At 63.1% G+C, this 12,135-nt stretch carries 11 protein-coding genes and 2 rRNA genes (1 of these 13 cut by a window edge); 7 read left to right on the top strand and 6 right to left on the bottom strand.

Going from position 1 to position 12,135, the window contains the following annotated elements; genetic code table 11:
- Both J7I12_RS10880 and rrf read left to right on the top strand, forming a co-directional pair.
- Positions 1 to 1,204, top strand: a 23S ribosomal RNA gene (locus tag J7I12_RS10880); it begins 1,730 nt to the left of the window's first position.
- Between the two features lie 46 nt (positions 1,205 to 1,250).
- A 5S ribosomal RNA gene (gene rrf / locus J7I12_RS10885) occupies positions 1,251 to 1,365 on the top strand.
- 267 nt (positions 1,366 to 1,632) lie between these two features.
- On the opposite strand, the gene J7I12_RS10890 is transcribed toward rrf, so the two are convergent.
- The 5 genes from J7I12_RS10890 to J7I12_RS10910 all read right to left on the bottom strand — a co-directional run bounded on the left by J7I12_RS10890 (position 1,633) and on the right by J7I12_RS10910 (position 6,034).
- Positions 1,633 to 2,334, bottom strand: coding sequence for a DUF134 domain-containing protein (locus tag J7I12_RS10890; protein WP_302548719.1), 702 nt, complete (start codon positions 2,332 to 2,334; stop codon positions 1,633 to 1,635).
- Between the two features lie 28 nt (positions 2,335 to 2,362).
- Entirely contained in the window at positions 2,363 to 3,730 is a 1,368-nt protein-coding gene (locus J7I12_RS10895) for a histone deacetylase family protein (RefSeq protein ID WP_118230604.1), read from the bottom strand.
- On the bottom strand, positions 3,723 to 4,058 hold the full coding sequence (locus J7I12_RS10900; protein WP_118230605.1) for a hypothetical protein: 336 nt from the start codon (positions 4,056 to 4,058) through the stop codon (positions 3,723 to 3,725). The genes J7I12_RS10895 and J7I12_RS10900 overlap by 8 nt, the downstream gene beginning before the upstream one ends.
- A gap of 297 nt (positions 4,059 to 4,355) precedes the next feature.
- Positions 4,356 to 5,009, bottom strand: coding sequence for a dTMP kinase (gene tmk / locus J7I12_RS10905; protein WP_118230606.1), 654 nt, complete (start codon positions 5,007 to 5,009; stop codon positions 4,356 to 4,358).
- Complete coding sequence (locus J7I12_RS10910; RefSeq protein ID WP_118230607.1) at positions 4,985 to 6,034, bottom strand: 3'-5' exoribonuclease YhaM family protein; 1,050 nt, start codon at positions 6,032 to 6,034, stop codon at positions 4,985 to 4,987. The genes tmk and J7I12_RS10910 overlap by 25 nt, the downstream gene beginning before the upstream one ends.
- Before the next feature lie 74 nt (positions 6,035 to 6,108).
- Here J7I12_RS10910 and surE point away from each other — a divergent pair, with 74 nt between their 5' ends.
- From surE to J7I12_RS10935, 5 genes are all read left to right on the top strand, one after another.
- On the top strand, positions 6,109 to 6,876 hold the full coding sequence (surE, locus tag J7I12_RS10915) for a 5'/3'-nucleotidase SurE (RefSeq protein WP_118230608.1): 768 nt from the start codon (positions 6,109 to 6,111) through the stop codon (positions 6,874 to 6,876).
- Positions 6,877 to 7,110: 234 nt separating this feature from the next.
- Positions 7,111 to 8,037, top strand: a complete 927-nt coding sequence (gene fba, locus J7I12_RS10920) for a class II fructose-1,6-bisphosphate aldolase (RefSeq protein ID WP_130957887.1) — start codon at positions 7,111 to 7,113, stop codon at positions 8,035 to 8,037.
- An 84-nt stretch (positions 8,038 to 8,121) separates the two neighbouring features.
- Positions 8,122 to 9,123, top strand: a complete 1,002-nt coding sequence (gene gap / locus J7I12_RS10925; RefSeq protein WP_118230610.1) for a type I glyceraldehyde-3-phosphate dehydrogenase — start codon at positions 8,122 to 8,124, stop codon at positions 9,121 to 9,123.
- Positions 9,124 to 9,146: 23 nt separating this feature from the next.
- The gene (nspC, locus tag J7I12_RS10930; protein ID WP_302548718.1) at positions 9,147 to 10,373 is read left to right on the top strand and encodes a carboxynorspermidine decarboxylase; all 1,227 of its coding nucleotides are present in this window, start codon (positions 9,147 to 9,149) and stop codon (positions 10,371 to 10,373) included.
- Complete coding sequence (locus tag J7I12_RS10935; protein WP_288907667.1) at positions 10,373 to 10,963, top strand: TrmH family RNA methyltransferase; 591 nt, start codon at positions 10,373 to 10,375, stop codon at positions 10,961 to 10,963. The genes nspC and J7I12_RS10935 overlap by 1 nt, the downstream gene beginning before the upstream one ends.
- Positions 10,964 to 11,319: 356 nt before the next feature.
- On the opposite strand, the gene J7I12_RS10940 is transcribed toward J7I12_RS10935, so the two are convergent.
- Entirely contained in the window at positions 11,320 to 12,114 is a 795-nt protein-coding gene (locus J7I12_RS10940) for a hypothetical protein (protein ID WP_288907665.1), read from the bottom strand.
- Positions 12,115 to 12,135 lie beyond the last annotated feature (21 nt).

A 12,135-nucleotide genomic window follows, 5' to 3' on the forward strand; every position in this document is an offset into this window, starting at 1 on the left:
GAAGAAGGGGTGCTCTTTTGGGTAAAGTTGATTCACTTAACCAGCCCGAGGGAGCCGCAGAGAAATGGTGGTGGCGACTGTTTACTAAAAACATAGGTCTGTGCCAAGTCGTAAAGACGACGTATACGGACTGACGCCTGCCCGGTGCCGGAAGGTTAAAAGGAGGGGTCAGCGCAAGCGAAGCTCCGAATTGAAGCCCCGGTAAACGGCGGCCGTAACTATAACGGTCCTAAGGTAGCGAAATTCCTTGTCGGGTAAGTTCCGACCTGCACGAATGGCGTAACGATCTCCACACTGTCTCGGCCAGAGACTCGGTGAAATTGAAGTCGCGGTGAAAATGCCGTGTACCCGCAGAAAGACGGAAAGACCCTGTGCACCTTTACTATAGCTTGACATTGGGATTTGGACCAGCATGTGTAGGATAGGTGGGAGACTGTGAACCCTGTACGCTAGTATGGGGGGAGTCATTGTTGAAATACCACCCTTGTTTTTTCAGGTCCCTAACCCTCCACCGTGATCCGGTGAGGGAACAGTGTCTGGTGGGTAGTTTGACTGGGGCGGTCGCCTCCTAAAGAGTAACGGAGGCATGCAAAGGTTCCCTCAGGCTGATTGGAAACCAGCCGTCGAGTGCAAACGCAAAAGGGAGCTTGACTGCAAGAGAGACATCTCGAGCAGGTACGAAAGTAGGTGTTAGTGATCCGGTGGTCCCGTATGGAAGGGCCATCGCTCATTGGATAAAAGGTACGCCGGGGATAACAGGCTGATCGCATCCAAGAGTTCACATCGACGATGCGGTTTGGCACCTCGATGTCGGCTCATCACATCCTGGGGCTGAAGCAGGTCCCAAGGGTACGGCTGTTCGCCGTTTAAAGTGGTACGCGAGCTGGGTTTAAAACGTCGTGAGACAGTTTGGTCCCTATCTTCTGTGGGCGCTGGAGAATTGAAAGGGCCTGTCCCTAGTACGAGAGGACCGGGATGGACGCACCCCTGGTGGACCTGTTGTCGTGCCAACGGCACAGCAGGGTAGCTATGTGCGGAAGGGATAACCGCTGAAAGCATCTAAGCGGGAAGCCTGCCTTAAGATAAGTTCTCCCTGGAGCAATCCCTGAAGGGCCGAGGTAGACTACCTCGTCGATAGGCTGGAGGTGGAAGCGCCGCGAGGCGTGGAGCTGACCAGTACTAATAGCCCGTGCGGCTTGTTTGAAATCAACTTCCTTCCTTCCCTGTCAATTATATTTTTGACAAATTTCTTTGGTGACCATGGAGGAGAGGGTACACCCGAACCCATTCCGAACTCGGTAGTTAAGCTCTCCATCGCCGATGATACTGCATAACGTCATGTGGGAAAGTAGGCCGTCGCCAAAGATTGCTCATAAACGCCCCTCGCCGCTCAACAGCGCGAGGGGCGTTTGTTTTTGCGCGCTGTTCTCGTTGCGGTTGCGCGCGGTACTCGTTGCGGTTGCGCGCTGACCGCGCACTGACCGGCTGTCCTTGCCCGTAAGCCGTCTTAGAGCATTTAACACTTGAAGTGCTCGCTTACGGCAGGCAAAAGCCTGCCTTCTCGCATTTCGTGGCAAGGATTTTCAAGAAAATCCTTGCAGAGCAGTTAGCTCATTTCATTCGCTAACTGCTCTAAAATTTGCCGGCCTGGCAGATTTGTCCTTCGCCAAAGAGCGCCAGCTCGCCGGCCGCAAAGGCCTTCAGGCAGTCCGCCACGCTGGGCAGCCCCGCGTGGTGGTATACGGCCATGCCCGCGGCCTGCAGTTCGCGTAGGGGCCGCAGGCCCAGGCCGCCGGCCAGCACTGCCCCCACGCCCATATCCCGCAAAGCCTGTACCACGGCGGCGCAGTCGCCCTGTTCGTGGTGCAGCCCCGCGCGCACGCGCACTTCGCCTACCACGCCGTTGTGCACGCGCGCCAGAGTGAAGGTGGTGCAGCGCCCGAAATGGGGCTCCGGGGCGGCGGCCAGCCCGCCGGGGGCTTGAGAGGGCACGGCCGCCAGCAATCCGTCCGTCGGGGGCGTGGCTTCTTCTTCCTCAGCGCCGCCCACGGCACAGACGCCGCCTTCAATGCGCAGGGCCTGGCTGTGCACCAGCGCGCCGGCCACGCACTGCCGCGCCCGGCGCAGCAGGCGGCCAAAGGTGTGGCGCGAAACGCCCATGCGCGCGGCGGCGGCGTCCATGTTCAGACCTTCCTGATCGGCCAGGCGTAAGGCCTCCAGGCCGTCCAGGGTAAGCACGGCCTCTTCCAGTTCGGTCATGGGCACGCCGCGCGGTTTGAAATAGCGGGCTTTGGGCAGGCCGCTGACGCGGCGACAGTGACAGGGACGGGCCATAGGCAATCCAAAAGGGGCGTTTGTAGGCTCAGACGCCGAATTCCGTTGCGCCGTGGGGGCTGTCGCCCTCCAGCAGCAGGACGTGGGCATAGCGGCCGCTTTTGCGGGCCTTGTCCGCCAGCTCCCGGCCCAGGGTGCGGCAGTGGGGGCAGGCGTGGCGCGGCGCGAGCAGGCAAAGGGAGCGGGCCACCCGCTCCGAACTGGTTTCCCAGCGGCCCAGACCGGAACAGTCCGGGCAGAGCCGCCAGCTTTCCCGCTGTTGTTCGCGCAGCATATCCGTATCATAAAAAATGTGTTTGGCGCGCGTCCACCAGCCGTCTTGGGCCTGGCCTTCCGTGGGCTGCTTGGGCGGGTGGAAGTAGACGTCCCGCACCTGCTCGCAGAGCCGGGCGATGTATTCGCCCACTTCCGGGCGCTGGCGGGTGGCTTCCGGCGTCCAGCCCGGTTCGCGGATGTCGGTGGCGGGCAGGCCGGCCAGGGCCAGGCAGATGCCCAGGTTGACGTAGGGCAGGGCTCCGCGGATGGCGTACCCGCCCTCCAGTACGGCGATGTGCGGCTTGAGGGCCGCGTTGAGGGCGGCGTAGCCCTGGGCCGAGAGTTTCATGTTGGCCAGGGGGTCGGTAAAGTGGTTGTCCTGCCCGGCGGAATTGATGATCAGGTCGGGCTGGAAATCTTCCAGCATGGGCAGCACAGCGTGGGTGATGGCGTAGAGGTAGCCTTCGTCGGAGGTTTCCGGCGGCAGGGGGATGTTGATGGTGCGGCCCAGTGCGCCGGGGCCGCCGCATTCACGCGGAAAGCCCGTGCCGGGATAGAGGGTGCGGCCGTCCTGGTGTAGCGAGATGAACAGGGTGTGCGGGTCGTTCCAGAAAATGTCCTGGGAGCCGTCGCCGTGGTGCACGTCCGTATCCACAATGGCTATACGCAGGGGGCGGCCGTCGGGGCGGGGATAGTGGTCGCGGATGTATTCCACCATGACGGCTTCATTGTTGATATTGCAGAAGCCGCGGTTGCCGTGCACCACGCGCATGGCGTGGTGCCCCGGAGGCCGCACCAGGGCAAAGGCGCGGTCTTCATGGCCTTCCAGCACCAGACGCGCGGCGCGGATGGCGCCGCCCGCCGAGGCCAGGTGCGAGTCGGTGCTCACCGCGCCCACCGAGGGCAGGCAAAAATGCACGCGGGCGAGCTGCTCCCGCGTGGCAAAGTCCGGCCGGTATTCGGTAATGCCGGGAATGTCGAACAGGCCTTCTTCCAGCAGCTGGTCTCGGGTGTAGAGCAGGCGCTCTTCCCGTTCGGGATGGGTGGGCGCTATGGCCCAGTCAAAGGCCGGAAAAAACACGACCCCCAGCCGTTGCACAGCCTGCAAGGGGGCGGACGCCTGTAGCGCGGATTCAGTCATGGTCGTCCAGATCCTCAAAAATGTCGGCCCCGTAGCGGGCATCGGCCACCAGGCGCCCCATGTGCGCCAGGCCGAGCCCGTAGGCCAGATTGCTTTCCGCCAGGGCGGCGCAAAGGCGGCCATCCCCATCGTGGAGCACAAACAGCCCGCCGGGGCCGTCGGTCCTGCGGTAGACCGCGCAGTGTAACAGGTCGGGATCGCCCAGCCGGGTCGTCAGGGTATAGCCTTCGGGCGGCGCGCCGTGTTCCGCAACGTGCGGGCCCCCTTCGGGCAGGGGCGCGAAGCGCACGCCCGCGCCTTCCGGTTCCAGTACATAGTATTCGTTCATAGGACACCGCCTGTGTAGATTTCGGGAGCGGCTCCCGCGTGGAGCACCCCTGTAAAGCCGGACGCGCAGCCGTTTGCAGCCAACGTAAAAGTCTTGGGAGGGGGAGCATGGGGGCAGGGCCCCTTGCTCAAAAGGCTCCCTTAGAGTGTTTAACACTTGAAATGCTCGCTTACGGCAGGCAAAAGCCTGCCTTCTCGCATTTCGTGGCAAGGATTTTCAAGAAAATCCTTGCAGAGCAATTAACTCATTTCATTCGTAAACTGCTCTAGCGCAAAGCCGCACAAGTCCGCGCTCGCGCTAGTCCAGCCCCCTGCCGCGCCTGCCCAGATGCGTTTCCAGGGCCGAACGGCACTGCAGGGCCACATCTTCGGGCGGCTGGGCCGCGTCAATAATGGCAAAGCGTTCTGGTTCCTCTTCGGCCAGGGCGCGGTAGCCCGTGCGTACGCGTTCGTGAAAGTCCAGGCTTTCGCTGTCGAAGCGTCCTTCGGAAACAACCAGCCCTTTGATCCGGTTGCGCTCACCGGCGCGGCCCAGGCCGCAGCGTACGGGCAGATCCAGCAGCAGGGTCAGGTCCGGCGCAAGGCCGCCTGTGGCCGCATCGTTAAGGCGGCGCAGATATTCCGTATCCAGACCGCGCCCGTAGCCCTGGTAGGCCAGGGTGGAATCGGTGTAGCGGTCGCAGAGCACAATTTGCCCGGCCTCCAGGGCGGGGCGGACGATTTCGGCCACGTGCTGGGCCCGGTCGGCCAGAAAAAGAAAGAGCTCCGCCCGGCTGGAAAGCCCGCGCGTGCGGCCATCCAGCAAAATGGAACGCAGACTGCGGCCCAAGTTGCAGCCCCCCGGTTCACGGGTGAGCACGGGGTCCAGCCCGTGGTCCGCCAGGTAGGCGGCCAGCGCCTCCATGACTGTGGATTTGCCGGCGCCCTCTATGCCTTCAAAAGAGATAAACATTCTTCTTTCACCACCTTCTGGGGAGCCGTCCTGGGGGGCGTCGTTTTTTTGGCGGCGGGCTGCGGCGTGTGCGCGGCCCGATAGAGGGGGCGGCTCAATGTGGCCTGCCAGGGGGTCCAGTCCTGCCCGGTTTCGCCCAGTTGGGCAAAAAGCCCCCGGCACTGGGCCATTTTGGCGTCCAGGTTGTCCGCATAGTGCAGAGCCAGGGCTTCGGGCGTCTGCGGCAGGCGCACGGCGCCGAATTCCAGCGTGCCGTGATGGCTCAGGACAAGGTGCTTGAAATGCTCCTGCAGGGCTGCGTCCAGGCCGGATTTGGCCAGCAGGGGGGAGAGCATCTCCAGCCCCAGCATAAGGTGCCCCAGAAGCCGGCCCTCGGTGGTGTAGTCGTTGGCCACGCCGCCGGAAAATTCCCGGATTTTGCCCACATCGTGAAACAGCGCGCCGGCCAGCAGGGTCTGGCGGTCCAGTTCGGGATACTGGTCGGCAATGCGGCGGCAGAGGGTGAAGACCCCCAGGGTGTGTTCCAGCAGGCCGCCCACATAGGCGTGGTGCACGCTTTTGGCTGCCGGGCAGACGCGGAAGCGGGCGCGCAGATCCGCATGGTGCAGAAAGCCCAGCGCCAGCTTGCGCCACGCCGGGTACACAAACTCCGCCTTGCAGAGGTTGGTGAGCTGGTCCAGCATGTCGTCCAGCGGATAGGGGCTGGCGGGCAGCAGGGCGGCCTGGTCCACTGCGGCGCATTCTTCAGGCGTGAGCAGGCGCAGCTGCTCCACAGAAAGCTGCACCTGGTCGCGATAAAGGCCGGCACGGCCTTCGGCCCAGACCAGCGTGCCCACGGGGATGGCGTTAAAGGCCGCGCTGAGGGGGTGCCAGATCTTGGCCTCCAGCGCGCCGCTGGCGTCGGCCAGGGTCAGCCGCCAATAGGGGCCGTTGCGGGACTGCCCCTGCACGGCCTGACTCACGGCAAACAGCCCTCGCGCCTCGCCGGGGGGGGTAATGTCTTTGACGTAGCAGCCTTTTTCCATATATCTTCCCTGAACGCGGCCGGATGTCGGCGCGCTACTGACCCAAATTTCCCTTGTTTGCGAGGTATTGTCAAATGAAGGTTCTGCTCACCAACGACGACGGCATCCGCGCGCCCGGCCTGCGCGCCCTGTACGCGGCCCTGCGCGAGGCCGGCCACACGGTGTGGGTGGTGGCGCCCATGCGCCAGCAGTCGGGCGTGGGGCACTCCCTGACCGTTTTCGAGCCCGTGCGCTCTATGGATATTGTGGAGCCGGACTTTACGGGCACGGGGATTTTCGGCACGCCCACGGACTGCGTGAAGCTGGCCTTGGGCCGCCTGCTGCCGGAACGGCCGGATATGGTCATTTCCGGCATCAATGCCGGGCCCAACGTGGGGCCGGACATTCTCTATTCCGGCACTGTGGGCGCAGCCACCGAGGCCGCCCACGAAGATCTGCCCAGTATGGCCGTTTCTCACGACCTCAACGGCGGCCCCACCGTGGACCCCCTGCCCCAGGCCCGGCACGCCGTGGCCCTGGCCGAGCGGGTGGACTGGGCTCGTCTGGGCCATCGCCGGGTGCTCAACGTCAATTATCCCGCCCGTCCGCTGGATGCGGCCCTGGGCCTGCGCGTCTGCGTGCAGACCAGTGCAGTGTGGAAAAACACCTACCTGGAGCGCAAAGACCCGCGCGGCGCGCCCTATTGGTGGCTGGAAGGCGAAATCCCGCCCGAAACCATCGAACCGCAGTCGGACAAAGACCTGCTCAGCCAGGGCTACATCACCCTGACGCCGCTCTGCTTCGAGTTTACGGACCGCCAGGGCCTGCAGGCCCTGGAAAGCATGAATCTGGACGCGCGATAAGGACTTTTTGCCTGTTTTGGCGGGCCCCGGCGGCTAACCGACCTGTCCCCGCCCGCATACTCTTGTTGCTGCCGCGAACCGGGCGAAAAGCCCGCCGTGTTCACGCGCCCTTTTTGCCGCACGGGGCGCGGGCCATTCCCCTTTGCGCGGATTTGGTGTATGGAAGATCTTGCCCCGCACGGGCTGTGAAGGTATATTCCCGCCCCGCATCGCCAGTAACCCCCGGAGGAAGTCATGCCCCTTACCAGTCCCAAAGAGATGTTTGCCGCAGCCTATGCCGGCGGCTACGCCGTCGGCGCGTTTAACGTCAATAACATGGAAATCATCCAGGGCATCATGGGGGCGGCCGCTTCGGAAAAATCGCCTGTTATTCTGCAGGTTTCTGCAGGTGCGCGCAAGTATGCGGGCCAGGTCTACATCATGAAGCTGGTAGAGGCCGCCCTGCAGGAAGACCCCTCCATTCCCGTGGTGGTGCACCTGGACCACGGCCCCAGCTTTGAAATGTGCCGGGACTGCATTGACGGCGGCTTTACCTCCGTCATGATCGACGGCTCTCACCTGCCCTATGAGGAAAATATCGCCATCACCAAACAGGTGGTGGACTACGCCCACCCCCGCGGCGTGTGGGTGGAAGCCGAGCTGGGCAAGCTGGCCGGCATTGAAGAGCACGTTTCTTCGGCCGAGCACGTCTACACCGACCCGGACGAGGCCGTGGACTTTGTGCGCCGCACGGGCTGCGACTCCCTGGCCGTAGCCATCGGCACCAGCCACGGCGCTTACAAATTCAAGGGCGAAGCCAGGCTGGACTTTGAGCGCCTGCAGACCATCAGCAATAAGCTGCCCGGCTACCCCCTGGTGCTGCACGGGGCTTCCAGCGTGCCGCAGGAGTTTGTGGCCCTTTGCAACAAGTACGGCGGCCAGGTGGGCGGCGCCAAGGGCGTGCCCGAAGATATGCTGCGCAAGGCTGCGGGCATGGGCGTGTGCAAGATCAACGTGGATACGGATATCCGTCTGGCCCTCACCGCCTCCATCCGTCAGTTTCTTACGGAGCACCCGGAGCAGTTCGATCCCAGAGGCTACCTCAAGCCGGCCCGCGACGCTGTGCAGAACATGGTGGCCCACAAAATCCGCAACGTCATGGGGTCGTCCGGCAAGGCCTAGGGCGCGGGGCGTTTTGCCCCGGCCAGGGCCTTTTCGGCCAGACCCCGGTATATAGCAACATCTTCACGCATTAAGGAGCGCCCCATGCCCGTCAAACTGGGACTGAACGGCTTCGGCCGCATCGGCCGGTATCTGCTGCGGCTCATGGCCGACGAACAGGACATGACCATTGCCGCCATCAATGCCCGCGCCGACAACGCGGCTCTGGCCTATCTCTTCAAATATGACTCCACCTACGGCACGTTTGCCGGCAGTGTGGATCATGATGCGGACGGCATCATCGTCAACGGCCGGCATATTGCCGTCACCCGCTGCAAGGCCGGTGAATGGGAATGGGACCGCCTGGGCGTGAGCCTGGCCGTAGAGACTACGGGCACTATCAAGGACCGTGAAGGCCTGAGCAGACACCTGGATCGCGGGGCCAAAAAGGTGGTCATTTCCGCGCCCGGCAAGGATGTGGACGCCATGATCGTCATGGGCGTGAACCACGATATCTACGACGGCGGCAAGCACAAGGTCATCTCTGCCGCCTCTTGCACCACCAACTGTCTGGCCCCGGCGGCCAAGGTGTTGCACGAGCTCTGCGGCATCCGCCACGGGCTCATGACCACCATCCACTCCTACACCATGAGCCAGCGCATTCTGGACGGCTCCCACAAAGACTGGCGTCGCGGCCGCGCGGCGGCGGTTTCCATGGTGCCTTCCAGCACGGGCGCGGCCAAGGCCGTGGGGCAGGTGCTGCCGGAACTGGCGGGCAAGCTCAACGGCATGTCCGTGCGCGTGCCCACCTTTGACTGCTCTCTGGTGGACCTGACCTGCGAGGTGGAGCGCCCCTGCGACGCGGCCGCCGTCAATGCCGCCTTCAAGGCCGCCAGCGCCGGGCCCTTGGGCGCGCATTTCGGCTATTCCGACGAGCCGCTGGTTTCCATCGACTACAAGGGCAGTACCTGTGGCGGCGTGCTGGACGCCCTCTCCACCCAGGTGCTGGACCAGACCATGGTCAAGCTGCTGCTCTGGTACGATAATGAGGCCGGCTTCACCAACCAGCTGCTGCGCCTGCTGCGCATGGTGGCCAAGGACTGCTGAGCCCGTCAGCGTCAAGGATGCCCATGTTCCTTTGCCCTGAAATCCTGTTTGACGCCGGGCGCGTGCCCACACCCTGCTTTGTGCTGGACGCGGACCGCCTGCGCGCCAACGTCGCCGTGCTGGACCAGGTGCAGCAACGCACCGGAGCCAGAATCCTGCTGGCGCTCAAGGGCTTTGCGGCCTGGGCCACCTTTCCGTTGCTGTCGCGATTTAAAGGTACGGGCCCCCTGTGGGGGGCCTGCGCCAGCTCTGTGGACGAGGCCCGCCTGGCGCGGGAGGCGTTTGGCGGGGAGGTGCACGCCTTTGCCGCCGCCTGGAACGCGCGCGAAATGGCCGAGCTGCTCCCCCTCACAGACCACCTGGTGTTCAATTCCACGGCTCAGTGGCGGCAGTTTCGCCCCGCCATTGCCATGCACAATCAGAGCCGCTGTCCGGACCGGCGTATCCAGTGCGGGCTGAGGATCAATCCGGAGCATTCCGAGGGCGCGGCGGCCATCTACGACCCCTGCGCGCCGGGGTCGCGCCTGGGCATCCGGCGCAAAGATTTTGACCCCACGGCTCTGGAGGGCATCTCCGGCCTGCATTTCCATACCCTTTGCGAGCAGAACGCCGACGCCCTGCAGCGCACCCTGGCCGCCGTGGAGGAAAAATTCGGCCCCTGGCTGTCCCAGTGCCGCTGGATCAACATGGGCGGCGGGCACCACATCACCCGGCCGGACTACGACCTGGACCTGCTCTGCCGCCTGCTTACGGACTGGCGGGACCGTTACCATGCGCAAATCTATCTGGAGCCGGGCGAAGCCGTGGCCCTGAACGCGGGCTGGCTTACAGCCACCGTGCTGGACGTGGTGCAGGCCGACATGCCCGTGGCCATCCTGGATCTGGGCGTGCCTTGCCACATGCCCGACGTGCTGGAAATGCCCTACCGGCCCAATGTGCTTTTTCTGGCCGAAGACGGTTTGCCCTCCCGCGCGGGCCTGCCCGGAAAACAGGCCTGGACCTGCCGCCTGGCGGGCAAATCCTGCCTGGCCGGGGACGTGGCCGGGGAATACTCCTTCAGCGCGCCCTTGCTGCCCGGCCAACGCCTGGCCTTTGAGGATATGGCCATCTACAGCATGGTCAAAACCACCACCTTCAACGGCCTGCGCCTGCCCTCTATCGGTATTTGCGAAGCTGATGCCGCGGGCGGCCAGGGCTTTCGTCTGCTGCGCCAGTTCGGCTACGAAGATTTTAAAGGCAGATTGTCGTAATGCCCAAACTCCCCACAGAACGCCGCAAGGCACGGTTGCTCCAGGTGCTGGCCCACCGGCAGGACGACCTTACCCTGGTGCTGGCCAATATTCACGACCCGCACAATGTTTCGGCCATCTACCGCTCCTGCGACGCCTTTGGGGTCAGCCGCGTGCACCTCTACTATACGGATACCCCCTTTCCCGTACTGGGGCGCAAAACCTCGGCCTCAGCCCGCAAATGGGTAGAAAGTTCCCGCCACAAAAATGCTGCAGATCTCTTCGGCGACCTCAACGCCCGGGGCATGCAGATTCTGGCCACCTCCTGCGAGCCTGGGGCCCGCCCTCTGCGCCAGTGGGACTTCACCCGGCCCACGGCCGTCATCATGGGCAACGAGCACAGCGGCGTGGCCCCGGACCTGCTGCGCCAGGCCCACGGGTCGCTCTACATCCCCATGTACGGCATGATCCAGAGCTTCAACGTCTCCGTGGCCGCCGCCATTATTCTGGCCGAGGCCGCCCGCCAGCGCGAGGCCGCGGGCTTCTACGCCGCGCCCCGCGTGAGCGAGGAGGCCCTGGAAGCCCGCTTGAACGCCTGGCTGGAAAAATAGCTCGCCGCACATAAGAATTTTGCGCAGCCAACAATATTGCGGACCCCAAACCAGCGCTGTTGGGGGCTGGAACGTAGATTGCCTTTGAGAAGAATGCCTTCTCAAAGGCAATCTGCGTTGCGCGCGGGGAAAGCGCTGCGGCCGCAAAAACGCGGGTCAGGCTGCGCTTGCGGCTCCGGGGCGGGCGTCTGCTTACGCAGAGCCGCTAGGGCAGTTAGCGAATGAAATGAGCTAACTGCTCTGCAAGGATTTTCTTGAAAATCCTTGCCACAAAATGCGAGAAGGCAGGCTTTTGCCTGCCGTAAGCGAGCATTTCAAGTGTTAAATGCTCTAGGGCGGGACAACGCTGCAAGGCCCTAAGCGTCGGCAGGGTCGTCGGCGTCTGGGTGTTTTTCAAGGTTTTCCTGGATGCAGCGCAGCACATAGGTATTTTTTTCCATGCTCAGGACCACAAGAAACATGGTGAAAAAGATAAAAACGCCCAAGGCGATCGCTGCCGTGTAAAAGACCACGCCGGACTGCGCTTTTTTGAGCATGACCTGTTCCCTTTCCTGGGCGATGCTCCTGCGCTGCGCGGCAATACTGCTGTCAATCTGTGCAAAATAATCGTCCAGAAAAAGCGCCCAGGTGATGTAGTCCGGGGCGGTCTGCGGCAGGGCCCGGATGCGATCCGCATCGGCTTCAAGGGCCTTGGCCTCCACGTCAAGCTGCGCCAGCAGACTGCTGACGCTGAAATGTGCGGTGTACTGCGTGGCGGCTTTATAAATGCGAAAGCGAAGTTTGTTGCCGGGAGAGAGCTGCTGCGCCTTGTTGGCAAAGCTGACGATGGATTTTTCAATGCTGTTCAGGACGTCCAGGTATTCTGCGGGAATAGCTTCAGGATTGGCGGGCGGGGTCTTGTCCCCCTGAGGGGTGGCGGGAGCCTGCTGTTGGGCCTTTGCCTGCTCCACAGCGGCCTTGGCCTGGGCCCTTTCGCGCTTGAGTCGTTCATAGGAAGGCGTGGGCTGCGTAAACCTTTCTTGCGGGCTGGCATTGTGCAGGTACAGGCCGTAAAGGCCAAGCCCAAAGGCGGTGACAAGACTTATTGAAGTAACAACAAAGAAAAAAAACTGACTGATTTTAAAAAACTTGCGTTCCACAGGCGTTTTCATCGGCGCACTTCCCCTTGCGGC

Origin of the sequence: Desulfovibrio diazotrophicus, from assembly GCF_902498985.2 — a bacterium.
GTDB lineage: Bacteria > Desulfobacterota > Desulfovibrionia > Desulfovibrionales > Desulfovibrionaceae > Desulfovibrio > Desulfovibrio legallii.